Origin of the sequence: Methylomonas sp. ZR1 (genome assembly GCF_013141865.1) — a bacterium.
GTDB lineage: Bacteria > Pseudomonadota > Gammaproteobacteria > Methylococcales > Methylomonadaceae > Methylomonas.
The window spans coordinates 877,868-902,659 of record NZ_RCST01000001.1 but is presented as its reverse complement, the minus strand read 5'-3'; the positions used below and the strand labels follow the sequence as shown (position 1 = coordinate 902,659).

Annotated in this window: 19 protein-coding genes; 9 read left to right on the top strand and 10 right to left on the bottom strand. The window is 52.0% G+C overall.

The annotated features are described in order from the left end of the window. Positions 1-144 precede the first annotated feature (144 nt). Positions 145-1,686 (bottom strand): threonine ammonia-lyase, biosynthetic, encoded by a 1,542-nt coding sequence (gene ilvA, locus DDY07_RS04035; protein ID WP_171697699.1) that lies wholly within the window; start codon positions 1,684-1,686, stop codon positions 145-147. A gap of 186 nt (positions 1,687-1,872) precedes the next feature. Here ilvA and rpiA point away from each other — a divergent pair, with 186 nt between their 5' ends. The 4 genes from rpiA to DDY07_RS04015 all read left to right on the top strand — a co-directional run bounded on the left by rpiA (position 1,873) and on the right by DDY07_RS04015 (position 6,849). Then, complete coding sequence (rpiA, locus tag DDY07_RS04030) at positions 1,873-2,550, top strand: ribose-5-phosphate isomerase RpiA (RefSeq protein ID WP_171694891.1); 678 nt, start codon at positions 1,873-1,875, stop codon at positions 2,548-2,550. Between the two features lie 208 nt (positions 2,551-2,758). Then, positions 2,759-4,432, top strand: coding sequence for a formate--tetrahydrofolate ligase (locus DDY07_RS04025; RefSeq protein WP_171694890.1), 1,674 nt, complete (start codon positions 2,759-2,761; stop codon positions 4,430-4,432). A gap of 134 nt (positions 4,433-4,566) precedes the next feature. Continuing rightward, the gene (locus DDY07_RS04020; protein ID WP_171694889.1) at positions 4,567-6,441 is read left to right on the top strand and encodes a methyl-accepting chemotaxis protein; all 1,875 of its coding nucleotides are present in this window, start codon (positions 4,567-4,569) and stop codon (positions 6,439-6,441) included. 24 nt (positions 6,442-6,465) lie between these two features. Continuing rightward, entirely contained in the window at positions 6,466-6,849 is a 384-nt protein-coding gene (locus DDY07_RS04015; protein ID WP_171694888.1) for a bacteriohemerythrin, read from the top strand. 110 nt (positions 6,850-6,959) lie between these two features. Here the strand turns inward: DDY07_RS04015 and DDY07_RS04010 are convergent, their stop codons facing one another. Genes DDY07_RS04010 through DDY07_RS24265 form a run of 6 tightly spaced genes read right to left on the bottom strand, consistent with a single transcriptional unit; the run spans position 6,960 to position 13,769 of the window. Continuing rightward, the gene (locus DDY07_RS04010; protein ID WP_171694887.1) at positions 6,960-7,505 is read right to left on the bottom strand and encodes a chemotaxis protein CheW; all 546 of its coding nucleotides are present in this window, start codon (positions 7,503-7,505) and stop codon (positions 6,960-6,962) included. Positions 7,506-7,522: 17 nt separating this feature from the next. After that, positions 7,523-9,559 (bottom strand): methyl-accepting chemotaxis protein, encoded by a 2,037-nt coding sequence (locus DDY07_RS04005; RefSeq protein ID WP_171694886.1) that lies wholly within the window; start codon positions 9,557-9,559, stop codon positions 7,523-7,525. 47 nt (positions 9,560-9,606) lie between these two features. Then, a complete protein-coding gene (locus DDY07_RS04000; RefSeq protein WP_171694885.1) occupies positions 9,607-11,811 on the bottom strand; it encodes a chemotaxis protein CheA in 2,205 nt (734 codons plus the stop codon). Further along, positions 11,808-12,140 carry a lipid asymmetry maintenance protein MlaB gene (locus DDY07_RS03995; protein ID WP_033156658.1) on the bottom strand — a complete coding sequence of 111 codons (333 nt, stop codon included), beginning with the start codon at positions 12,138-12,140 and terminating at the stop codon, positions 11,808-11,810. Before DDY07_RS03995 ends, DDY07_RS04000 begins: the two co-directional genes overlap by 4 nt. Positions 12,141-12,171: 31 nt before the next feature. Next, positions 12,172-12,540 carry a response regulator gene (locus DDY07_RS03990; protein WP_033156659.1) on the bottom strand — a complete coding sequence of 123 codons (369 nt, stop codon included), beginning with the start codon at positions 12,538-12,540 and terminating at the stop codon, positions 12,172-12,174. A 20-nt stretch (positions 12,541-12,560) separates the two neighbouring features. After that, entirely contained in the window at positions 12,561-13,769 is a 1,209-nt protein-coding gene (locus tag DDY07_RS24265; RefSeq protein WP_033156660.1) for a methyl-accepting chemotaxis protein, read from the bottom strand. 128 nt (positions 13,770-13,897) lie between these two features. On the opposite strand from DDY07_RS24265, the gene DDY07_RS03980 reads away from it, so the two are divergent. Genes DDY07_RS03980 through DDY07_RS03970 form a run of 3 tightly spaced genes read left to right on the top strand, consistent with a single transcriptional unit; the run spans position 13,898 to position 16,460 of the window. Next, positions 13,898-14,743 carry a protein-glutamate O-methyltransferase CheR gene (locus DDY07_RS03980; protein WP_367650909.1) on the top strand — a complete coding sequence of 282 codons (846 nt, stop codon included), beginning with the start codon at positions 13,898-13,900 and terminating at the stop codon, positions 14,741-14,743. After that, positions 14,740-15,336, top strand: a complete 597-nt coding sequence (locus DDY07_RS03975) for a chemotaxis protein CheD (protein ID WP_033156662.1) — start codon at positions 14,740-14,742, stop codon at positions 15,334-15,336. Before DDY07_RS03980 ends, DDY07_RS03975 begins: the two co-directional genes overlap by 4 nt. A gap of 29 nt (positions 15,337-15,365) precedes the next feature. Then, entirely contained in the window at positions 15,366-16,460 is a 1,095-nt protein-coding gene (locus DDY07_RS03970) for a chemotaxis response regulator protein-glutamate methylesterase (RefSeq protein WP_033156663.1), read from the top strand. A gap of 13 nt (positions 16,461-16,473) precedes the next feature. Here the strand turns inward: DDY07_RS03970 and fucP are convergent, their stop codons facing one another. The 3 genes from fucP to nhaR all read right to left on the bottom strand — a co-directional run bounded on the left by fucP (position 16,474) and on the right by nhaR (position 21,195). Further along, entirely contained in the window at positions 16,474-17,730 is a 1,257-nt protein-coding gene (gene fucP, locus DDY07_RS03965; RefSeq protein WP_033156664.1) for an L-fucose:H+ symporter permease, read from the bottom strand. Positions 17,731-17,751: 21 nt separating this feature from the next. After that, positions 17,752-19,944: a glycoside hydrolase family 3 N-terminal domain-containing protein gene (locus tag DDY07_RS03960; RefSeq protein WP_225893083.1), complete on the bottom strand. Its 2,193-nt coding sequence runs from the start codon at positions 19,942-19,944 to the stop codon at positions 17,752-17,754. 348 nt (positions 19,945-20,292) lie between these two features. Next, on the bottom strand, positions 20,293-21,195 hold the full coding sequence (nhaR, locus tag DDY07_RS03955; RefSeq protein ID WP_033156666.1) for a transcriptional activator NhaR: 903 nt from the start codon (positions 21,193-21,195) through the stop codon (positions 20,293-20,295). 112 nt (positions 21,196-21,307) lie between these two features. Here nhaR and ppc point away from each other — a divergent pair, with 112 nt between their 5' ends. Together ppc and DDY07_RS03945 are read left to right on the top strand one after the other, a co-directional pair. Next, positions 21,308-24,229, top strand: coding sequence for a phosphoenolpyruvate carboxylase (ppc, locus tag DDY07_RS03950; protein ID WP_205800342.1), 2,922 nt, complete (start codon positions 21,308-21,310; stop codon positions 24,227-24,229). Positions 24,230-24,336: 107 nt separating this feature from the next. Then, complete coding sequence (locus tag DDY07_RS03945; RefSeq protein WP_171694884.1) at positions 24,337-24,777, top strand: hypothetical protein; 441 nt, start codon at positions 24,337-24,339, stop codon at positions 24,775-24,777. Positions 24,778-24,792 lie beyond the last annotated feature (15 nt).

The following is a 24,792-nucleotide window of genomic DNA, read 5'->3' as shown; positions in this document are numbered from 1 at the left end:
TTAATCAGGCGGCTAGTGATCCGGCATTATTTAACGCCGGTATCGCGGCCAGGCGAAGCTTGTCGAGACCAGTTGGATACTGGGCTGCGACAAATTGTGTGCCAACGGTGGGACAGAAGGGAGAAATTTGGAGCGGAAGTATTTTTAGTTTTTGATCCCGGCAGACTCACTACCGCCGACAAACAGGCGATAGGCCGGGTTGCCGGTTTCATCTCGATACGCAAGCGCCAAAGCCGATAAACACTGCTCGAAACGCCTGCGTTGTTCGCCGTCGATCTGCAGACCGATCAAGACCTTGCCGAACGCAGCCCCATGATTGCGGTAATGAAACAGGCTGATATTCCACTGACTACCCAGCGACAGCAGAAATTTCAGCAGCGCGCCGGGGCGTTCGGGAAACTGGATGCTGTAGACGCTCTCCTTCAACTCGAACGGCGCATGACCGCCGACCATATAGCGGATATGGTCCTTGGCCAGTTCGTTGCCGGTCATATCGGTTACCGGAAAGCCATCTTCGGCCAATTGTTCGATAAGATGCTGGCGGTCGTTTTCCGCGCCGCTGCTACTGATCCCTACAAACACTTGCGCCATGCGCGCGTCGAAATAGCGGTAATTGAACTCGGTGATGCTGCGTTTGCCGATCATTTTGCAAAATCTTAAAAAGCTGCCCGGCACCTCCGGTATTTCCACCGCCAGCAGAATTTCCCTGTGTTCGCCTACCAAGGTACGCTCAGCGACATAGCGCAAGCGGTCGAAATTGATATTGGCGCCGCTGTCGATGGCAATCAGCGTGTGCTGTTGCAGGTGTTGCTGTTCGGCGTATTTTTTCAATCCCGCCACCGCCAGCGCGCCGGCCGGCTCGGCAACCGAGCGGGTATCGTCGAAAATGTCCTTGATAGCCGCGCAGATCTCGTCCGTGCCGACGGTGACGACCTGATCGACGTACTGCCTGGCAATGCGAAACGGTTCTTCACCAATTTGCTTCACCGCCACGCCGTCGGCGAACAAACCGACTTGTTCCAATATTACGCGCTGACCGACTTTTAAAGCTTGATTTAAACAATCGGCGTCGTCCGGTTCCACCGCGATGACTTTGATGTCCGGACGCACGAATTTGACGTAGGCGGCGATGCCGGCCACCAGTCCGCCACCGCCGACCGGCACGAATATCGCATGAATATCGCCGTTGTACTGCCGCAGAATTTCCATGCCAACAGTGCCCTGCCCGGCTATCACTTCCGGGTCATCGTAAGGATGGATAAATGTCATGCCTTTTTCCGCGACCAATTCCATGGCATGGGCATAAGCATCGTCGTAGGAGTCGCCGTGCAGCACGATTTTCGCGCCGCGTGCCTTGACCGACTTGATCTTGATTTCCGGTGTGGTTTTCGGCATCACAATCAGGGCTTTGATTCCCAGTTTTTTTGCCGCCAAGGCCACGCCTTGGGCGTGATTGCCGGCGGACGCGGCTATAACGCCGTGAGCGGTTTGTTCCGGTGTCAGGGAGGCGATTTTGTTATAGGCACCTCGCAATTTAAACGAAAATACCGGCTGTAAATCTTCGCGTTTCAGATAAACCTTGTTGTTGATTTTCTCCGACAGCGTAGCGGCAAAATCCAATGGGGTTTCTTCGGCAACGTCGTAGACTTTTGCCCGCAATATCTTTTCTATGTATTTTTGCATTATTGTCCTCGGCAACTGCTGGCGCACTTGCCGTCCATGCGTTGATCCTTGGGCCGTGCGGGCGATGCCGCCTACAACCTTACGGCGTAAAAACTGCTGAGAGATCAGCCTTAATCGGTTATTATCCCATACAATGACGGGTTAAACGCCGTGTCAGATTTATAAGAGCAATCCATCAGGACCATCACCATGACCCAAGACGAATTAAAAAAACAAGTCGCCCAGGCTGCCCTGCAATATTTGAAAAACGTGCCCATCATCGGCATGGGTACCGGCTCGACCGTCACGCATTTGATCAACTTGCTGGCCGACTGCGATTTCAAAAGAGACATCGAAGGCGCGGTATCCAGCTCGGCTAAAACCACCGAACATTTGCAATCCATCGGCATTCGCGTCATTGAATTGAATCAATCCGGCGATCTGGATATTTATGTAGACGGCGCGGATGAAGTCACCCCGCATAAAAAAATGTTGAAAGGCGGCGGCGGCGCGTTGACCCGCGAGAAAATCATCGCCGGCGCCAGCAAAAAATTTGTCTGTATCGTCGACGAAAGTAAATGCGTGGATGTGATGGGCAAATTTCCATTACCCGTAGAAGTGCTGCCGTTATCGCGCAGCTTCGTGGCTCGCCAATTGGCTAAACTGGGCGGCCAACCCGAATTGCGCATGAACAAAGACACCGGCGCCAGCTACATCACCGACAACGGCTGCGAGATTCTGGATGTGCATAATTTGAGCATCCTGGACCCTATCGAGTTGGAAAAAACCATCAACAATATCCCAGGCGTGATCACCAATGGTCTGTTTGCGATCCGCGACGCGGATGTGGTGTTGGTGGGTAAAGGCAGCGAAGTCATTACTTACTAAACCGCATCATCCGCTATTGCGACAGGTTGTCCGACGCGACGACCTCAGTCACCGAAACGCCGGCAACGCCCTATCTGTAAAGCCTTGCCGGCTTTTCACCATTAAATTTCTGGCTGCCCCAGCCTTAGAACTCTACAATATCCGCCCATCGCAGCCGCCGGCTGCTCTGCTTTATTGCCACACTTCTCAGAGTATTTTAGGAACTACCATGTCTGACATTGAAATTGCCCAACAGGCAAGCATGCGCCCAATTATTGATTTGGCCGGCGAAAAATTCGGCATTCCCGCCGAACATCTGGACCCTTACGGTCATTACAAAGCCAAGATTTCCCTGGAATATGTCAACAGCCTGACCGATAAAACCGACGGCAAGCTGATTTTAGTCACCGCCATTAGCCCTACGCCGGCCGGCGAAGGCAAAACCACCACCACGGTAGGTTTGGGCGATGCGTTGAACCGCTTGGGCAAGAAAACCATTATCTGCCTGCGCGAACCTTCATTGGGCCCGTGTTTCGGCGTAAAAGGCGGTGCGGCAGGCGGCGGCTATGCGCAAGTAGTACCGATGGAAGACATCAATCTGCATTTTACCGGCGACTTTCACGCTATAGGTGTGGCCCACAATTTATTATCGGCCCTGATCGATAACCATATTAACCACGGCAACAAACTGGACATAGACCCGCGCCGCATCCAATGGAAACGGGTAATCGACATGAACGACCGGGCGCTGCGCAAAATCACGATCGGCCAGGGCGGACCGGCGAACGGCTATTTACGTGAAGACGGCTTCGACATCGTCGTGGCTTCTGAAGTGATGGCGATTCTGTGTCTGGCCACCAGCCGCGCGGATTTGAAAGAGCGTCTGGGCCGCATCGTGATCGGTTATAAATCGGACAAAGTCACGCCGGTTTATGCCAGCGATCTGAAAGCCCACGGCGCGATGGCAGCTATCTTAAAAGACGCGATCAAACCGAATCTGGTACAAACCCTGGAAAACAATCTGGCGATTATCCATGGAGGTCCGTTTGCGAATATCGCCCACGGCTGCAATACCGTGACCGCCACCAAAACCGCGTTGAAGCTGGCCGACTACGCAGTGACCGAAGCCGGCTTTGGAGCCGACTTGGGCGCGGAAAAGTTTCTGGACATCAAATGCCGCATGTCCGGCTTAAAGCCCTCGGCGGTGGTATTGGTCGCCACAGTACGCGCGTTGAAATTCCATGGCGGCGTAGCTAAAGACGATTTGAACCAGGAAAATCTGGCGGCACTGGAACAAGGTTTTGCCAATCTGGAACGCCATCTGCATAACATTACCCAGCATTACGGCCTGCCCTGCGTGGTCAGCATCAATCACTTTACTTTCGACACCGATGCCGAAATCGCCTTGCTACAGCAGAAATGCGAAGCCTTGGGCGTGAAATGCGTAGTCGCCAAACACTGGGCGCACGGTGGGGCCGGCGCGGAACAATTGGCTCAAGAAATACTGAACATCGTCGATCATCGCGAACCCGGTTTTAGTTATGTTTACGACAGCGAACTACCGCTGTGGAATAAGATCGAAGCCATCGCCACCAAGCTGTACGGCGCGGCAAACATCAGCGCCAGCCCGAAAATTCGCGCCGAGTTGAAGGCGCTGCAAGCCAACTACGGTCATTTCCCGGTCTGCATGGCGAAAACCCAAATGTCGTTTTCCACCAACCCCAATGCCAAGGGCGCGCCGTCCGACCATACTGTGGAAATCAATGAAGTACGTCTGGCTAACGGCGCCGGCTTCATCGTGGCGATTGCCGGTGACATGATGACGATGCCCGGCTTACCGAAAGTACCGGCCGCCGAGCGTATCGATATTAGCGACGACGGCGTGATCAGCGGTTTGTTCTAAATATCGCTAGGCAAATTGGGTCGATTGTTCGAATTTTTTGCAATGCAATCGGCCCGTTTCCTTCAACCTTACACGTAGCAGGTATAAGCACCCTGGACTATGCTTGAGCATATGAATAGTCGCCGGGAGTGGACATGCTTGACCTGAAAACCGTTAAATTCAACCACAAAATAGCGGCCCTATCGCTGATACCCTTAGCAGGCTTACTGCTAATGGCCTCCTTCGTGGTCTACACCCATATTGTGGAGATGCGGTCAGCGGCAAAGATTATCTCCTTAGCCAACTTTTCCGTGTACGCCAGCGATCTGGTGCATGAATTACAAAAAGAACGCGGCTTGTCGGTCGGGCATTTGGGTAGTGGCGGCCAGAAATTTAAACAAGAACTGGGGCAACAACGCTTAACCACGGACGAAAAACTGAAACAACTGAATGCTTTTCTCAAAACATTCGACACCAAAGCCGCCGCCAATCTGGCGGCTGGTTTGGCGGCGGCAGACCGGCAAATCGACCAACTCGACGAGACTCGCCAGTCGGTCACCGCTTTAAGCGCCAGCGGCGAAGTTACCATCAATTACTATTCCAATCTAAATGCCGCCTATCTGGCGATCATCGCCCAATTGCCTCAATTGAGCACCAATGTAGAAATCAATCACAAGCTGGATGCCTATGCCAATTTTCTGAAAGGCAAGGAGCAAGCGGGCGTGGAGCGGGCCGTGTTGGCGAACACTTTTGCCAAGGACGCTTTTGGCCCCGGCATGTATGAAAAACTGGTGACGCTGATCGCTTTTCAGAATACTTATCTGGATATTTTCGCCTCTGTCGCCCCCCAGCAGTACCTGGATTTTTTACAACACACGCTGCGCGGCCAATTTATTGATGAAACGGCGGCGATGCGCAGCAAAGCTCTGAGCAATGCCGATAAAGGCGGTTTTGGGGTAGACCCGGCCCACTGGTTTGCCATGCAAACCGGCAAAATCAATCTGTTGAAAGACGTAGAAAACTATATCGCCAAGGACACCATAGATTCGTCCAAGGCGATTGAAAACAGCGCTAGTCGCCGATTGTTGTTCAACGGCGTGTTTATTATTGTGGTAGCGGGGTTGTCTTTTTCGCTATTTTGGATACTGCGTAAGGACATAGCCGCTCAGTTGGGAGGAGAACCGTGGCAGGTCAATAATCTGGCAGTCAATATCGCTGCCGGGAAACTGGAACGACGGGGCATGCCGCAAGCGGAGCAACATGTCGGCATTTTTGCGGCAATGCTGACCATGCAAAAACGTCTGGCCGATGTGATTGGCACTATCGGCAGTTGTTCGGCGCAAATCGCTCAAGCCTCTACCGAAGTCAATAATGCGGCGCAAACCCTCAGTCAAAGCAGCTGCGAACAAGCGGCCAGCATTGAACAAACCAGCGCCGCACTGGAACAATTGACCGGGTCGGTCGAACACAACCATGAGAATGCGCAGACTACGGAACAAATTGCCCTTACCGCCGCCCAATCGGCGCAAAGCGGTGAACAGGCGATCAGAGACACCGTGGAAGCGATGAACAAAATTGCCGAGAAAATCGGCTTAATCGAAGCGATTGCCTACCAAACCAATTTGCTGTCATTAAACGCTTCGATAGTCGCCGCCAAAGCGGGCGAACACGGCGCCGGCTTCTCGGTCGTAGCAACCGAGGTGCGGAAGTTGGCAACCCGCAGCCAGGATACCGCCAACGAAATCGGCGAACTCGCCAATACCGGCCTGGACATCGCTGAAAACGCCGGCCGTATCTTTAGCCAAATGCTGCCCAGCATTCAAAAAACCGCTACCCTGGTACAGGAAATAGCCATCGCATCTGACGAACAGGCTGCCGGCGTCCGGCAAATCAGTCAAGCGGTAGGACAATTGGATACGGCTATTCAGCATAACGCGGCAGCTTCAGAGCAATTGGCCGCCACTGCTGAAGAATTAAACGATCAAAGCCAAACGCTCATGCGGGAAGTTGGCTTTTTTAAGATGCACTAACAGACAAAAGATGACGGAAATAACATGAACGAATTCGTTTGGGAAAATCAATATCTGCTCGGAAACGAAGCCGTTGACCAACAGCACAGAGAGATTTTCGATCTGGCAAACCAATTGGTGAGCTCGAAAGATACGCAAGCGCTAGCCGAAAATATTATGTTGCTTTATCAACACGTTAGAGAGCATTTTCAAGCTGAAGAAGCCTTTATGAAACAGCACGGCTATCCGGAATATCAACATCATGTGCAGACGCATAATGTGATGCTGGAGAAGTTGATCGCTTTTAGTCAGGGAATCCATCAGCAAAAACGACAGGAAATAGACGTGTCCGGCTTCATGCGCGACTGGATTACTCATATGGCAGAGGAAGATGCTGCCATTAATACTTATTTAAAAACCCAGAAATAGCGGAAGAACACCTAACAGGATAGCAACGAGTGCTGCTACCTAGCCGTGAAGAAAGCAAGCTGCTGGGAGAATGCCGGAAAATTCTTCCAGCATAGCTCCCAGATCAAAACCTAGTCCGCATTTGCGAGCAGATGGTCTTGAGATTGCGCCAAGTCGTTTAGTAACGATAGCTCGTCCAACGACAGTACCCGGCTAATCGCCAAAAGTATAATAAATACGTCGTCGACACGGGCCATGGCTTGAATAAAATCGGTACGAATATCGGTTCCGAAATCCGGTGCCGGCTGGATATTGGCGGGCGGAATTTCCAAAATCTCCCGGACTTCGTCCACCAGCATGCCGATCAGTTGCGAACCCTCGCCCGTTTCAACCGCCACCAACACAATGCAACTGCGCTTACTGACCTCCGAGCAATGCCGGCTTAATCGTGCCGATAAATCGATTACCGGCACCACGCTGCCGCGCAAATTGATCACGCCGTGAATATAGTCCGGTGTCAACGGCACCCGGGTCACGTTGGCAATTTCGATAATTTCCTTCACATCCAGAATGCTGACGGCAAAACTTTCTGTCCCCACTAAAAAAGTCAGGTATTGGCCTACCTGCTCCTGAACCGCCACAGCGTGGCCGGTTTCTCTCCGAATCAGATTACTCATGGTCTGCTCTCCAGAGACTAAAAGCGCTCAAAATCTTGGTCGTTAAAATCCAAGGAGTTGTCGGCAAGGCTATTCACCGCCACGGGTTTTTTAACATAGTTTTGCGCTACCGCGCCACGAGACTGGTGCTTAGCGGCCGGCGGTGTTTTACCAAAAGATTGCGACCTATTGCTGTTGCCATCCAGTTTGAAAAACGCTACGGCATGCTGCAGTTGGGTGGCCTGTCCGTTTAATTCCTCGGACGTAGCGGCCAATTCCTCGGCGCTGGCGGCATTTTGCTGAGTCGCTTTATCCAACTGGCGCATCGCTTCGTTAATTTGATTAATGCCACTGGATTGCTCCATGGATGCGGCATTGATTTCCTGTACCAAATCGGCTGTTTTCACAATATTGGGTACCACGGCAGCAATCAAGGTACCGGCTTTTTCAGCTATTGCGACGCTATTGGTGGCAAGCTCGTTGATTTCTTCCGCTGTGACGCGGCTGCTCTCCGCCAGTTTTCTAACTTCTGCGGCCACTACGGCAAAGCCCTTGCCGTGTTCGCCCGCGGAGGCCGCTTCAATCGCCGCGTTTAACGACAGCAAATTGGTTTTGTAGGCTATATCCTCGATCAAGCCAATTTTTTTGGCGATATTCTTCATGGCCAGAACCGTCTCGTTCACGGCCTCGCCGCCGTCACGAGCCTCGCCTGCCGACTTAGTCGCCATTTGCTCGGTGACATGGGCATTTTCGGTGTTTTGTTGTACTGATGAATTGAGTTGTTCAATCGACGAAGTGGTTTCCTCGACGCTAGCCGCCTGCTCGGTAGCCATCTGACTCATGGACTGGGCGGTAGCACTGACTTGTTGCGAAGCACTGGCCAGCGTATCGGAGTTTGAGCGCACTTGCGAAACCACTTGGCTCAGCTTATCGCGCATTTCGCGTAAAGCCTGGGCAAGTTGGCCGATTTCATCTTTACCGTTGACTTCCAGCTTCGCTGTCAAATCACCTTCGGACAAGGATTGGGCAAATTTGACACCGACGATAATCGGCACGGTAATCAAGTTGGCCAGGAACATGGCGATGATAACGCCCAAAACCAATGCGGCAATAATGGTACCGATAATGATTTTATTGGCCTCGTCGACTAATTCGTTTGCTTGGGCCCTTGCCACCCCTAATTGGGCATACCCCGCTTCCTCCGCGCTTTGTGCTTGTTTAATGACGTTATCGCCCAATTCCAGCATTTCTTTTCGGACGACATTCAGCTTGTCGTCGTTATCAATCCAGTTTTGCGCGGCTTGCTGATAATCGCGGGTACTCGCACGCGCCGTCTCAATCAGACGCAAGGCTTCTTCGGAATTGACGATTTTTTGTAAATCATCATAAGCCTTCATCAGTTCCGGCATTAAAACTTGCATCTTTTTCCAGGCGACACGGTCTTTGTAATTCACTTCCTCTTTTTCCGCGCGCATGATTTCCATCGCTTTAATGTAAATATTGGCCGCGCCAATATAACGCTGAACGTATGGATCCAACTCTTGTGCATTAGTACCTTTTTTCATAGCCTCCTGATACAAACGCACTTGTCTATCCAAAAAATCATCTGCCGCTTTAGCGACGTCATCACCTTCTTTTACCATTTCTTCTACAGCCGCTTTATTTTCCTTGACCGATGCCACGACGGCTCTGAATTTTTCACCGAATTTCTGTGTGCCTTCCCGGGCGGTTTTAGACTGAGTCAATAACTCGGTATTGTTATATTTCTTGGCTACCTGATCGACCTTATCGAGATACTCAAATAACGTTTTCATGTTGTCTTCGACTTTTTGAGCATCTTCGTCTTTATTGGAAATACGGTATGCCCTTTGCGCCATGATAGTTTGCAAAGCCATTCTTTCTACGCCAGTAGCATATTCAACCGATTTGCCGTTGTTGTCGGTAATACCGAACAAAGCGCCGGCGACATCGCCAATATAAATTTTGGACAACACACCAAAAGCTATCGTGATAGCCACGAGCAGCATCGCCCCCGTCAGGATTTTTGTTTTTATTTTTAGGTCGTTGATATTCATCTGCTGTTCCCTCTAATAGGAATTTATAACCGTGAGAAATCGTTAACTTATTGAATTCGCCGCGACGTTAAGATCGGTGCCGGTCGGCTTTTATTTTTGATGGCCGCTTGAATCAAACCTTGTACATCCAGAATCAGTGCGACATTGCCGTCGCCGAGTACCGTCGCACCAGTGATACCATTCAATCTTTCGAACACTTTGCCCAGCGGCTTGATGACGGTTTGATGCTCGCCATGCAATTCGTCAACCACAAAACCCGCTTTGGTTTGCCCGGATTTAACCACCACGACGCTCTCACGTTTCCTGTTGGTATCGGCACTCTGATTATGGAAATAATCGCCTAAACGCAAGTACGGCAAGACCTGGCCGCGCAGATTGATGTAATGCTGTATGTCGTCTATCTCGCATTCGCTAGTGTTCATCTCGATGCATTCGTCGACCATACTCAGCGGGATGATGTAGCGGTCCCGACCGGTGCCGACCATAAAACCGTCGATAATCGCCAAAGTCAGCGGCAAGCGTATGGAAATGGTGGTGCCCTCGCCTTCTATGCTGTCTATCTCGACAGAACCGCGTAAGGCTTCGATATTTTTTTTCACCACATCCATACCAACACCGCGCCCGGATAAATTGGTAGCTTGATCCTTGGTGCTAAGTCCGGCGGCAAATATCAGATTATGAATTTCTTGTTGGGATAAATCGTGATCGGGTTTAATCAGGCCGTTGGCCAATGCTTTGTTAAGTATTTTTTCGCTATTCAAACCGGCGCCGTCATCAGCAATTTGAATGACGATATGCCCGGATTCGTGATAGGCGTTGAGTTGCACGGTACCTTGTGCCGGTTTGCCGGCAGCAAGCCTCTGCGCGGGACTTTCGATGGCGTGATCCAAGGCGTTGCGGATCAAGTGGGTCAATGGATCGTTGATTTTTTCGACAACCGTTTTATCCAGTTCTGTTTCACCACCACTGATATAAAGTTCGATGTCTTTATTCAACTCCTTGCTGACATCGCGTACGACACGCTTAAACCGGGAAAAGGTTTCGCCGATTTGTACCATGCGCAATTCCAAAGCCGTATCGCGGATACTACTGACCAAGGCATTCATGCTGGCGGCCACATCGCCGGCATCGCTGAGGCCATGCTTCTCGACGATCAAATTCATCGCCGCACTGGAAATCACCAACTCGCCGACCAAATTGATCAAATGGCCCAGTTTGGTAGCATCGACCCGGATGTAATTGGCTTCGCTTGCCAGTTTTTGTTTGGTCTGTTCCTGTTTTTTCAGCGCTTGATCGACTAATGGCTGCTGTACGACATGTTGCTCGACCAGTATCTCTCCCAAGGGTTTGCCGGGGACGATAACCTGTTCGGAATCAATATTGGCCTGCTGACGTTGCAAAGCATGGTTGACATCATTTTGAGTCAGCGCCCCAACCTGCACCAACATATCGCCCAAGCGGTTGACATGATTGTCATCCTGGGCATTCAACAGATTTAAATATTCCTCCAGCTTGGAATTGGGCGGCAAAATTTTGATATCGCAATCGTCCGAGGCAAAATCAAATACCGCCTCTATCGTCTGTTTATTCGCATCGCTCTGAAAAGCAATTTTGAAATGCAAATAGCAGCTTTCCGGGTCCATGTCGTCACCGACCGGCATTTCCGGGGCTACAGTAAGAATTTGTTTAATCTCACCCAAGGTGCGCAGATAGCGAATAAACGACAAGGGGTCCATGCCGTTTCTGAAGGCATCTTTCTGAAACTCTAGAGAAATTAGCCAGTTATCGTCCACCGATATTTCACCGCCGCCTTCAATTTCCAGCTGGACGCTATCGTCGCTTTGCTGCATGTCGGTCGTTTGCCGTCCGGTCAATTGCCGAATCAAACGCTCTCCGTCCGCCGCCAAGCTTGCCGGTAACTCGGCGTCTTTCTGCGTCAAACAATGTTCGATCAATTTAGCCGTGTGATCCTTGCTGTCCAACAAAACAGAAATCAATTCCGCGTCGATGCCGCGTTCGCCGTTACGCACTTTATCCAGGACCGACTCCGCTTCATGGGTAAAGCCGACAATGGCGTTAAAACCAAACAATCCGGAAGAGCCTTTGATGGTATGCATGGCCCTGAATAAACTGTTGATGGTTTCGCTATCGTCCGGTTTACTCTCCAGAGACAACAAAGCGTCTTCCATATCCGTTAACAACTCTTCAGCCTCTTGGGCAAAAACCGTTAAGGCCGCATCTAATTCGCTCATGATGTTTTCCAATCTGCGGAGATTACGATAGGGTCGCCGAAATGCTTACTCAGGTTGAGCAGTTCCAGCACTTCAACGACCGCCTCGCTATGCTGAATAAGACTAAAGCGGATATCGCGGCTGACGGCTTCCTGCTTCAGAAACATCAGCAGTTGCACACCGGCGCTATCGATTTCAGTGACATCGGCAAGATCGATTTGCACGTCTTTAGCCGAGCTTAGATACGGGGATAGTGCTTGTTTGTGTTCCAGCACCGAGTAGATGGTCAATTCACCCTGAATGGCTAGATGGGTGACACCCTTTTTTTGTTGTTTTAGGTGGATAGCCAAGGTTTTCTCCCCTTGTGCAATGGAGTTGTTTTTAAGGCAACACCAATTTAGACACCGCGTCGAGTAAAGTGGGGGCTTGAAACGGTTTGGTCAGCCAGGCTTTCGCGCCTGCCGCCTTGCCAGCCTGTTTTTTATCGTCGGCAGCTTCGGTAGTCAGCATCATCATCGGGGTGAATTTGTAAGCCGGGAGTTTTTTGGCTTCCGTCACAAAGGTTATGCCGTCCATATTCGGCATATTCACATCGGTAATGATCAAATTGATTTTTTGTCCGGTTAATTTACTCAGTGCATCCCTGCCGTCGCAGGCCTCAATCACATCGTAGCCGGCGCCCTTAAGGGCAATGCCGACAACCTGTCGAATGGATGCCGAGTCATCAACAATCATGATGGTTTTAGCCATTAGTCAATCCTTCATCAAATTTAGAAAAATGTAATCTCATCGTTGGCGGAAGTGCTTTGGTGACTGACCGCCGCACTTGAAGAGTGATTCAACAACTCTTCCGGCATCGTGTAACTAAGCTCCATTCTCGACAATGTGGCGCCGACATCCAAGCTATTTGCTTGGCGCTCGCCGCTGCTGCGCGTGGCATCTACCGCAGTTTGCAGGCTGTTTAGATTATGTTCGACATGCGACAGCATTTGGCTGACCCGATCCTGAAACTGGAACGCCGTCAACACCGAGAAAATCTCGTCGCGAATTTGCGCGCTGTTACCGCGCAATTGGTCCGCATCGTTTCTGAACATGTCCAAAGCCACCCGCAAATCGTCCAGAGCGGTGCGGATGGCGTGTTCAGCATCGCGGATCGCTTTATCATCGGACGAGCCGGATGCTTCGGACATTTTCAACGTCGAGGCCATGGCTTTGTTGATATCGGCAATGGCGTGGCTGATTTTTTCCCCGGTGGAAGACGAAAATCCGGCCAGTTTACGGACTTCGTCGGCAACAACCGCAAAACCCCGGCCATTTTCGCCTGCCCGGGCGGCTTCGATAGCCGCATTCAGCGCCAGTAAATTGATTTGTTCAGCGACCTTGCGCACTTCCTGCGCCATCGTGTCCAGTTGACCGGTATGCGCAGACAGTTTGCGAACCTCGTCGACTACCGCATGCTCAACGTCCTGGATTTCACTTAAAACTTTTAACACCGCCGTCAAAGCATCCCGGGTTTCGCCGAATAACACATCCACGCTACGACCTTGACGATTCTGCGCACCGCCGGAAATCAGTCTCTCCAATTGATTAACCATAGCGGCGAAACGGCTGGTCAGGACGGTGATTTCCTGTTCGGTATGCGTTCTGGATGTTTGTACTTGTCTGAGCAAAATGGGCACTACTTGCAGAAATAAACGCTCCAGCTCGATGGCGTATGCTTCAAGCTCTTGCAGTTTTAAATCTTCGTCGCCACGCCAGGCGTTATTAGCTTCATTCAGCGCGGTTTGCTGTTTATTGTACAAAGTAGACCCAATCAGGACGCCGGCAAAACCAAGCCCGGCAGTAGCTCCCAAGCTGATCAAACTGAAACCGGTTTGCACGCAAGCCAACAATCCACCTGTCACACCCAACCCCACCGTTAACAGATAAAAACCAAGTGGACCGGGGCTCTTGGCTACAGGATAAGGTTTTCGAAGCATGGGAATTCCGTCTGGGTTTTGGGTATGTTAAAGATAGTAGAGAGTTTTAAATTTGCATTCAACCCACTACCATCTTAGGTTTTTCGTTAATGTTAAGTTCTCAGCACTTCCTGTAATTATTTACTGACATAATTACGTCGCATATCCTTACTAACGGAGACGGTTTTATTACTATTACCCCGATCACAACCGAAGAATTCGAACGTTTCAGACGTTTGATTTACGACCATGCCGGCATCGCTCTGACACCGGAAAAGAAAGTCATGGTAGCCAGCCGGCTAGCCAAAAGGCTCGATTATTACCAGTTGGAACATTACGGGGAATACTACCAACTGGCTACCAGTCCCGATTACCCCCATGAATTTCAAACGCTGGTCAACATTCTGACCACCAATGAAACGTATTTTTTTCGGGAACCTAAGCACTTCGAATTTTTTCAACAGCACATTCTTAAGACCTGGCGCGGCGAGCATTTTAGGGTTTGGAGCGCGGCTAGTTCGACAGGAGAAGAAGCCTATACTCTGGCAATGGTATTAGCGGAGAACCTAGGCGCGCACAACTGGGAGATTTTCGGCTCCGATTTGAGCACGCGAGTGCTGGAAGTTGCCCGCCATGGCGTCTATCCACTGGATAGGCTGGACCATATGGACAAACGCCTATTGGAAAAATATTGTTTACGCGGCGTGCGCAGCCAGGAAGGTTACTTTCGCGTTGACAACAAACTACGCAGCCGCGTCAAATTTGATCAGGTTAATTTGATGAGTTCACTGCCGCATACATTGGGGAGGTTCGACGTAATTTTTCTGCGTAATGTTCTAATCTATTTTGACCAAGACACCAAAAAGCAGGTCGTCGAAAGACTGATTACCGCGCTAAAGCCTGGCGGACATTTCATCATCAGTCATTCGGAAAGCCTGCACCGGGTCACCGAACAGTTACAAATGCTGAAGCCTTCTATCTACCGGAAACCATGAAAATCCTGCCCTTCCGAGATACCCAGCGTATCGTCATCGATCCGGGCGAATTCTATGCCTCCCGCCAGCCGGAAGTCATTTCGACGCTGCTAGGCTCTTGCGTAGCTGCCTGCCTATATGACCCGATCAATCGGGTATTTGGCATGAATCATTTTTTGCTGGCTTATCGTTCCTACTCCAAAAACATGCCTATCATCGAATCCGAAGAGGGCCGTTACGGCATTTATGCGATGGAATTACTGATCAACGAAATGATGAAGCTCGGCGCCAACCGGCTCAATCTACAAGCCAAATGCTTTGGCGGCGGCAACGTGTTAAAACTGCGAGAGGACAAAAACCGCAAGGAAACCGTGGGCGACGTGAATGTTTTATTCATCAAAGAGTTTTTAAAAAAAGAAAACATTCCTATGCTTAGTGCCTGTCTAGGCGGCAATATCGGCAGAAACGTCCATTTCGTCGGTACTGATTATTCGGTGTTTATCAAAAAAATCGACCACAATCAGCAACTGTCTCTTGAAAACGAAGAGCGCCGCTACTGGAAGAAAAATATCGACGAACATGAAAAATCCAGAAGCAGTGCCGAATTCTGGTAAATCATCCAAGACCATTAGCAGGCAACACTATGACAGACACAAAAGTATTTATTGTCGACGACTCCGCCGTGGTCCGGCAGGTATTAACCGGATTGCTCGATAGCCTGCCTGGCGTCAAAGTGATCGGTGCCGCGCCGGATCCCATCTTTGCCCTGACCCGCATGGAAAAAGACTGGCCGGATGTCATCATCCTGGACATCGAAATGCCACGCATGGACGGCATCACCTTCCTGAAGAAGCTAATGCACGAACATCCCACGCCGGTCGTGATCTGTTCGACGCTCACGGCAAAAGGCGCGGAAGTGACGATGCAGGCCATGAGTGCCGGTGCCGTCGACATCATCACCAAACCGACCGTCAACCTGAAGGGCTTTTTGCAAGATTCGAAAACCCTGCTGGCGGATGCGATTAAAGGTGCTGCGCATGCCAGACTAAAAAAATCGGCTATCCCAAGCGGCAAACCTCTGGATGGCAGCCCGAAATTAACCGCCGACGCCGTCATTTCCCCGACCAGCCTGATCTCGATGACGGAAACCACCGATCGCGTCGTCGCCATTGGCACATCAACCGGCGGCACCCAGGCTCTGGAATACGTATTGACGCGATTACCCCGTACCACGCCGGGAATCGTCATTGTGCAGCACATGCCGGAGGCATTTACCGCCGCATTTGCCAAACGGCTGGACAGCCTGTGCCAAATTACAGTTAAAGAGGCCGAGCAAAACGACCGGGTCATTCCCGGCCTGGCTTTGATCGCGCCCGGCGGCAAACACATGCTGTTGCGCCGCAGCGGCGCCCAATACCGGGTGGAAATCAAGGATGGCCCCTTGGTAAGCCGCCATCGGCCATCGGTGGATGTGTTGTTCCGCTCGGCCGCGCAAGCTGCCGGCAAAAACGTACTGGGCATAATCATGACCGGCATGGGCGACGACGGCGCCCATGGAATGAAAGAATTACACGATACCGGCGCACTTTGCGTGGCCCAAGACGAAGCCAGTTGCGTGGTCTACGGCATGCCCAAGGAAGCAGTAAAACTGGGCGGCACCGACGGCGAATTGCCTTTATCAGCTATCCCGAATTTGATCATGCAATCGCCGAATCGGGCAAAATTCTTGAAAGGTTAAAGGCCGGTTTTATCTACAAGCGGCGACAGCGGTAACCGTAATAGGCGATATATAAATAACAGAGTAAAGGGATGAAAAAAGCCTGCTGAATGCCAATACGATCCGCAAACGCCCCTTGCAGCAAAGGTAAAATAGCCCCACCGACGATGGCGGCGCAGAGTATGCCGGAGCCTTGGCCGGTATGCCTGCCCAAGCCGGTCAAAGCCAGCGAAAAGATGGTGGGAAACATGATGGAATTGCACAAACCTACCGCCAGGATGGTAACCATAGCCAGTATGCCGCTGCCCAACATCGTCGCCAACACCAAACCAGCCGCCGCCAAGGCGTTAAAGGCCAACACTTTGCCGGGATGGATTTTCTGCATCACCGCCGACCCAATAAACCGGCCGACCATCGCCCCGCCCCAATAAAACGACACGTATTTGCCGGCCTCTTGCTCAGCCAAACCGGCTATATGCGGCTCGCCGAGAAAGTTAACCAGAAAGCTGCCAATCGACACTTCACCGCCGACGTACACAAAAATCGCCACGGCGCCCAATACCAGGTGCGAATATTGCCAGGCGCTGCCATCCACTGCATTTGGGCCGGTTGCCTCGGCTTGCTGGTTAATCTTAGGCAACTTCAACATCGCAAACACTGCCGCCATGAAAAACAAGACTGCCGCGAGACATAAATACGGATTCTGCACCGCCGCCGCTTCCGCGGCCTGATACGCAGACAATTGCTCGGCGTCGAGCAGCTTTATTTCCTCGGCGCTTTTCACCGCATTCGACAAAATAAACAATGCGCCAAAATACGGCGCCAGCGTGGTACCCAAGGAGTTAAACGCCTGCGTCAAGGTTAAACGACTGGACGCAGTGTGCGGATCGCCCAACACCGTCACGTAAGGATTGGCGGAAACCTGTAGCAAGGTAATCCCGGACGCCAACACAAAAAACGCCGCCAAAAACAAAGGATAAGAATGCAAGCCAGCCGCCGGATAAAACAGCAAACAACCGCCACCGGCAATCGCCAAACCGACGATGATGCCGCCCTTGTAATCGATTTTTTCCACCAGATAGCCGCTGGGCACCGACATCAGAAAGTAAGCGGTAAAGAAACAAAACTGGATCAGCATCGCCTGGGTGTAACTCAGCGTAAACACCGCCTTCAAATGCGGGATCAGGATGTCGTTAAGACAGGTGATAAATCCCCAAATAAAAAATAGCGAAGTCAGAACCGTCAGCGAGCCTGCATGCGAGGGTCTATCAAGGTTTTGTCGATCCGGCATGAGTGAATCCTGCATATTGATTTAGGGTTTGAGGACCTGGAAACGTGCGATCTCGTTACCGACCATCACCTCAAACTCGCCCGGTTCGACAATGCGCCGCATATCCACGCCGATAAAAGACATATCCTGCGGCGTTAAGCTAAATTGCAAGGTCTGCTCCGCGCCGGGTTTTAACTCAACTTTTTTAAACGCCTTTAGCTGTTTCACCGGCCGCGAAACCGAGGCCGCGACATCGTGCAGGTAAACCATCACGGTCTCCTTGCCGGTCAGCGTGCCGGTATTTTTCACCTTAACCGTCACGTCGATATTCTCGCCCATGGCAATATTGTCTTTGCTCAGACGCAGGCCGCTGGTCTGGAAGGTGGTGTAACTCAAACCGTGACCAAATGGATACAAAGGCCGATACTGATTGCTCTCAAAAGCCTCTATCGGCTTGTGATCGTACATCACAATATCGCTAACATCGCGCGGATAGGAAATCGGCAACTTGCCGCTGGGATTGGTGTCGCCGAACAAAATATCGGCCATCGCTGCCCCGCCTTCCATGCCCGGCAAAAAGCCCAACACCACCGCCTGCGCCTTGTTGGCAATTTCGGTGATGATGCGCGGCCGGCCGCCGAACGTGACTAAAACCACCGGCTTGCCGATTTCGAAAATCGCTCTAGCCAGTTGCAACTGTACCGGGTCCAAATGCAGGGATTCGATATTGCCTTCGGTTTCGGTGTAGGTTTTTTCGCCCAGCGCCAAAATCACCACATCGTGCTGCCTGGCTTGCGTTACCGCCTGCTCGATATTGATTTCGTCGCTGAAATTTTTGCCGCCCACGTACGTCACTTTGCCCGTGGTTTTCTGCTGAATGGCTTGTATCAAAGTGGGCTTGTCTTTGGGATATAAATGCTCTGCGGCGCCCTGCCAGGTAATCGTCCAACCGCCGTTCATCACGCTCAACAAGTTCGCGGTCGGCCCGGTGACCAAGATGCTGGCCTGCTTGCTCAAGGGCAGAATATGTTGGTCATTTTTCGCCAGAATGATCGCTTCCCGCGCCGCTTGCCGGTTAGCGGCCACCGCATCCTCAGTGACAAAGTTACCTTTTACGGCCAGCTCAGGCTCGTGCCTGTCAAACAAACCGCTTTGATATTTCACCCGCAAAATACGCGACACCGCTTCGTCGATACGGGTCATCGGCACTTCGCCGGTTTTGGCTAAATCCAGCAATAAGTCGTAAAACGAATAATCGAACGGCACCATGCTCATATCGATGCCGGCCATCACCGCCATTTTTACCGCTTCGCGCGGCGAGGATGCCAATTTATCGCGGGTATACAAGCGGCTGATGTCGGCCCAATCGGACACGGTAAAGCCTTTAAAACCCATCTCAACGCGCAAAATGGTGTTCAGGTAGTAATGATTGACGTGGCCGGGAATGCCATCCACCTCGGCGGAATTGACCATCACCGTCGGCGCTCCGGCTTTCACGCCCGCTTCGAAGCCCGGCAGAAAATATTCGCGCAAAGCTCGTTCGCCTATCCAGGCCGGGGTGCGGTCCTTGCCGTTCAAGGGATAGCTGTAGCCGACGTAATGTTTCAAGCAAGTTGGCGCTTTGTCGGCGTCCGCAAAATTATCGCCTTGATGACCTTGAATATAGGCACTGCCCATCGTCACCGCCAAAAGCACGTCCTCGCCGTAAGTTTCCCACAAGCGCGGCCACAGCGGTTGCCGGCCGATGTCCATAACCGGCATGAAATTCCAATCCAAACCCGAGGCCTTGGCTTCCCGCGCAGTCACTTCGCCTTCCTTGAAAGCCAAATCGGGATTAAACGTCGCCGCCATGCTGATGGCTTGCGGAAACAGCACTGCGTTTTCGGTGTAAGTTGCACCATGAATCGCGTCGATACCGTACAGCACCGGAATTTTCAGCCGGCTTTTTGCCGCCACGTCGCGTATCGCTTGGGTCATCCGCCGCCATTTTTCGATGGGCTGGGTTTGATTATTCGGCGTGGTGGGCGTGTTGAGTATCGAACCGATATGCCGGTTCAAAATGGCGTCTTCCAGTTTGGCCTGATCGATGGGATTGTCGGCTACCTCGCCATTCACGACCGAAACCACGCTAAAGTCGATCTGCGTCATCTGTCCGACTTTTTCTTCCAGGCTCATTTGCGCCAATAAGGCCTGTACCTGCGCTTCAACATTGTCGTTTGTTTCTTTTGCACTCACGCCGGACTCCAAAGCCAAGAATAGGGAAAGAATTAAGAAAGCTAATTTTGTTTTCAAGAGATTGATTTAAGGTTTGATCGATGCCCGCTCAATCGTTTTATCTACCTGCCGGCCGCACGGCAAAAATCCGATCAACGATAGCAAGGCATTTGTAGTTATCGGTAAAAATAGGCACATCATAGCCGGCGATAATTCGCTCATGTCAGCGGCAAGTGCCCATCAGGGACCCGGAATAGTTTATCCAGACCTGAAGATGCTGTCTTATATTTTAAGAGCAGCGGTGGCGTAGAGCCTGGCTTGGTGTTTTTCGTGGCAACTGCCACACCGGATGAAGTTTTCTCAGGATTGTTATTCCGGAAACAACTTATCCCGCGCATTCTCCAAAATCGCGGTCACGGCCGGATGCTTGAGTTTGCGGCGCATGGTGATGGCGTAAAAACGTTCATGCACCGAGTCGATACGGCCGATGGCTTCCACGCCGTATTGGCTTTGGATTTCGGCTTCGACATTACTCGGTGCGACAAACAAACCCACGCCACCACTGCCAAAGGTTTTGATCAACGCGCTGTCTTCAATTTCGGCCTGGATAGCCGGGCTGATACTTTCGGCGTCGAACCATTGATCCAGCGAGCGCCGCAGCGAAGTGTTGGCGGTGGGCAGCAGGAACGGTGCGCCGCTCAAGCAGCGTGGGAAATTTTGCCTATAGGTCGCGGCCAAAGCCGGCGCGCCGAACACGGTAACCCCGCATTCGCCCAGCAGATGGTTAAACGCTTTGGCGCCACTGGTTGGTGTCAGCGGCGCATCGGACAAGACTATATCCATCCCTTGCATGACCATCTCACTCAAAAGCCGCTCGGTTTTGTCCTCGTAACAAAGAATCTGCACCGACTCTGGTAAGCGGAATGCCGGCGCCAGCAAGCGATAAACCACCATTTTCGGTAACGCATCCGCCACGCCCACCACCAGACGCAGAGCCCTGCCGGTCGGCCGGCCTTTTAAGGTGTTAGTTAACTCTCGGCCCAGCGAAAAGATTTCTTCCGCGTAATTAAATACCACCCGCCCAGTGTCGGTGAGCACCAGTTTACGGCCTTGTTTATAAAAGAGTTTTTCGCCAATTTGCTGTTCCAGCACCGCTAATTGGCCGCTGATGGTAGGTTGCGCCAAATGCAGTTTCTCGCAAGCGCGAGTGATGCTTTCTTCACGCGCGACATTCCAGAAATAAAACAAATGTTGGTAGTTGATACGTTCCATAGCGCTCAATGTATAGGAATTTACGATGAATTAATTCTAAACATTCTATTTAACAATATCAAAATGCTGCGCTAGGCTATCACGCAACCCTAACCTACCCTGAGAACTGCACATGCAAAAGCTAAAAGCACTGCACAGCGAAGACATCGCGCCAAGTACCGGAGCCGCATTAGCGGAGTATGACAAGTCGGCGTTTGAATTGGATAACCTCGGCGCCAGCCAAATCCTCAGTGATCGCTTATCGGATGCTCACGGCGACGACAAAGAATTACGCAGTTCGATACGCCTGCTCGGTTCGATCTTGACTAAAGTGCTCACCGCCCAAGCCAAACCGGAGGTGGCCACCGCCGTCGCGCAGTTGCAACGCAAGTTTGCCAGCTTGCTCCGAGAGGGCAGCGCCAACCGCCGCCGCCAGTTCATGGAGATTCTGGAAGGCCTGGATGCAGAAGAAATAGGCGAAGTGGTACGAGTGTTTAACGGCTATTTCAGCCTGCTCAATATCGCCGAAGAATCACATAACCTAAATTTGCGCCGACAAAATCAGACCGGCCGCTATTGGCCCGGCTCGTTTCATGACACGCTGATTAAACTACGCGACAGAGGCGTCAGTGCCGATAAATTACAGGTGTTATTGGACGAAATGCTGTATTTGCCGGTGATGACCGCTCACCCCACCGAAGCCAAACGCCGCACAGTCAAAAGCGCGTTGCGCAATGTCTTTCTCAGCCAGGAGGCCTTGGACGATCCACGCCTACGCAGCCAGCAACGCAGCGAGGCCTTAGACAAACTGCAAGCACAGATTCAATTGCTGTTAAAAACCGACGAAGTGCGGGCCCGTAAACTGGGCGTGGCCGACGAAATCGACGCTGGTTTGTTTTATTTTTCACTGTCGCTATTTCAGGCTACCACCTTGGTTTACCGGAACTTACAACGCGCACTTAGCGATGTGTTCGGCGCCGACGTGGCTAGCCAAATCCGCATCCCCAGCTTTTTGCGTTTTGGTTCCTGGATAGGCGGCGACCGCGACGGCAATCCAAATGTAAAACCGGAGACCACCGAGCTGGCCTTACGCATGCAGGCGCAAACCATCATGCAGGAATATCTCGCCCGCCTGGATCAATTACGTGGCCAGTTGTCGCATTCTTATGGACTTTGTGACTTGGCCCCGGAATTTATCGACAGCCTGCACGCCGACCGCACCCTGCTAGGCCCGGTAGTCGCGGAGTTGGAAAAGCCCTATCTGCAGGAACCTTACCGGCACAAACTGATATTGATGAAATATCGCATGCAATCCACCTTGCAGCGCGTGCAACAACAGTTACAGGGCCAAGCGGAACAAGCCAATCGCCTTGCCTATGCCAGCGTGGCCGAGTTTTTACACGATCTGCGCTTGATCGATGCATCCTTGCGCAGCCACGGCGACGCCAATATCGCCGAGCTGGAATTAGCCGATCTGATCCGCTTGGCCGACGTGTTCGACTTTCACTTGATGCAACTCGACGTGCGGCAAGAATCGACTCGCCACAGCGAAGCAGTCGCGGAAATTCTGGCAACCGCATTGAACATTGACTACCTGGCGCTGGACGAAGCGCAACGCATAGCATTGTTAGCAGAGGCGATTGCCGCACCGGGTGGTTTGATATTCGACGCCGCCGCGCTGACGCCGGCCAACCGCGAAACCCTGGAGTTGTTTATGGTGATGGCGAAAATGCGCCGGGAAATAGGCCCGAACTGCTTTGGTAAATACGTAATTTCCATGACCCATTCCGCCAGTCATGTCTTGGAAGTCTTGCTGCTGGCGGCGCAAGCCGGCCTGGTCGGCAAAATCGGCGGGCATTGGCATTGCCATATCGGCGTCAGCCCCTTGTTTGAAACCATCGACGATTTAAATCGCATCTCCGAGGTACTGACCCAGCTATTCGATACCGAGTGCTATCGGGAATTGTTGCGCGTCAGCGATGACCGCCAGGAAATCATGCTGGGCTATTCGGACTCCTGCAAAGACGGCGGCATCCTGGCTTCGGCCTGGGGCTTGTCGCGCGCGCAACGGCAAATTATTGCGATCAGCGAGCGGTACGGTTTGAAATGCCGCCTATTCCATGGCCGCGGCGGCACCGTCGGTCGCGGCGGCGGCCCGACTCACGAAGCGATTCTGGCCCAGCCGCCCGACACCGTGCGCGGCCAGATCAAATTCACCGAGCAAGGCGAAGTGCTGTTTTATCGGTACAACAATATGGAAACCGCGGTCTACGAATTAACCATGGGCGTTACCGGCTTGCTGAAAGCCAGCGTCAGCCTGGTGCAAGCCGTTCCGGCGGATCATGCGGAAGATTTGGCAGTCATGGACGAATTGGCGCGGATCGGCGAACAAAGCTACCGCGACCTGACCGAACGCACGCCCGGCTTTTTGGATTATTTCTACGAAGCCAGCCCGGTCGGCGAAATCGGCGGCTTGAACATCGGTTCGCGGCCTTCGCACCGCAAAAAACTGGATCGCTCGAAAAACTCGGTGCGGGCGATTGCCTGGGTGTTCGCTTGGGCGCAATCGCGGCAGACGTTTCCGGCTTGGTACGGCATCGGTTTCAGTTTGGCCAGCTGGTGCGCCGGCAAGCCGGAGCGCCTGGAAACCCTGCGGCGAATGTATCGGGACTGGCCGTTTTTCCGCAACCTGCTGAGTAACGCGCAAATGGCTTTGAGTAAGTCGGACATGAACATCGCGCGAGAATACGCGCAATTGTGCAATGACCCGGAAACCGGCAAACGGGTTTACAACCTGATAGCCGGCGAGCACCAGCGCTGCGTGGAGTGGATACTGGAGATAGCCAACACTGACCGCTTGCTGGCGGAGAATCCGGCCTTGGCCGCATCCTTGCAGCGCCGCGATGCTTATCTGGGGCCGCTAAACTATATCCAGGTTTTTTTGATCCGGCGGCTGCGGGAAATGAATACCGAGAATCCCGCGGACAGTCCGTGGATGAAACCCTTGTTGCGCAGTATCAATGCGATTGCCGCAGGTATGCGCAATACCGGTTGATGTTATTAGCCCGGCCCTGAAATACCGGCCGTCCTGAACGGGTCGAAGGACGCGCCCCCTGAAAAGGGGAAAGGGCTTTTCGGCAGACTCTAAAAGGGAGGAGAACCATGCAATACGCCTACGCATTGGCACACTGGTTTAGAGTGATCATTATCAACACCGGGCGCTGGCTGTTTGAAAACAAGCCTGCCATGGCAATCTTGACCCTGATATTTTTGTATAAATTTGGCGACACCTTGCTACCCTTTCTATGGCACATTCTGCACTTGGCCATTGAGGTGGTCGAGATGTTGTTCGAGCATTTTTTGGAACACGTGTTCGGGGTAACGCCGCGCCAAGCCGAGTTCATTGTGTTCTGGACCGGTCTGACTTTGCTCGGTACTGTGGTTTGGCGCTTGTCATATAAAGCTTATCTCGTGATAGTGCGAGCATGCGAAGCTGCTTGGCAGAACTGGTGTGAAAAAGCCGGCCCGGCCAAATTGCTTGCCACACTAAAGGTTACACTTTTGCTGGGCATACTCGGCAAGACCATGCTGTTATTCGTTTAAACCGATAGGATTTCG